At 74.4% G+C, this 958-nt stretch carries 1 protein-coding gene; it reads left to right on the forward strand.

What is annotated here, in order from left to right; all coding sequences use genetic code 11:
• Nucleotides 1-832, forward strand: an 832-nt coding sequence (locus tag AC3ERT_RS36525) for a lactate utilisation protein LutB domain-containing protein (RefSeq protein WP_435179485.1), incomplete at its 5' end; no start/stop codon positions are given.
• Between the last annotated feature and the right edge of the window lie 126 nt (nt 833-958).

Consider the following 958-nt stretch of genomic DNA (forward strand, 5'->3'; position numbering starts at 1 on the left):
GACCATCCCCACCTTCCACGACCTCGACACCCTCCTCCAAACCCTCCCCCGCTCCTCCACCGCCGAACGCATGAACCCCTACACCACCATGTGGACCGGCACCACACCCCACGACGGCCCCACCAACTTCCACCTCATCCTCCTCGACAACGGCCGCACCGACACCCTCGCCGACCCCACCGGACGCCAAACCCTCCGCTGCATCCGCTGCTCCGCCTGCCTCAACGTCTGCCCCGTCTACGAACGCGCCGGCGGCCACGCCTACGGCTCCCCCTACCCCGGCCCCATCGGCGCCATCCTCACCCCCCAACTACGCGGCACCACCACCCCCCTCGACGCCTCCCTCCCCTACGCCTCCACCCTCTGCGGCGCCTGCTACGACGTCTGCCCCGTCGCCATCAACATCCCCGAAATCCTCGTCCACCTCCGCGAACGCGTCGTCCAGGGCGGCCCGGTGACCCTGCGCGGCACACGCACCACCATCAAGCCCGCCAAGGGGCACGCCGCGGAGCGCGCCGCGATGCGCGCAGGACGATGGGCCCTCGACCACCCGGGCGCCTGGCGCGCCACCCGGCGCATGGCCGGCGCCACCCGCCGGCTCCACCCGCGGCGGCTGCCGCTGCCCGGCCCCGCGAAGGCGTGGAGCGACGCCCGCGACCTGCCCGCCGTGCCCACCGGCAGCTTCCGCAGCTGGTGGCAGCAGCGCGAACGGCAACCCCGCGCAGAGCAGCCGGGCGCCCAGCAACCCCGCGCAGACCAGTCACGCGCGGAACAACCCCGCGAGCCGCGCCCCGAGCACGGCGCCCCGCGCGGAAAGGACGAGCGGCCGTGACCGACGACAACCCCGGCCGTACCGAGATCCTGCGCCGTATCCGCGCCGCGCTCGCCGACGTCCCCCGCACCCCCGGCGCCACCGGCGCCCCCGACACCACCGGAATCCCCCGCGACTACCTCAACT

The sequence above is a fragment of the Actinacidiphila sp. bgisy145 genome, from assembly GCF_057708125.1.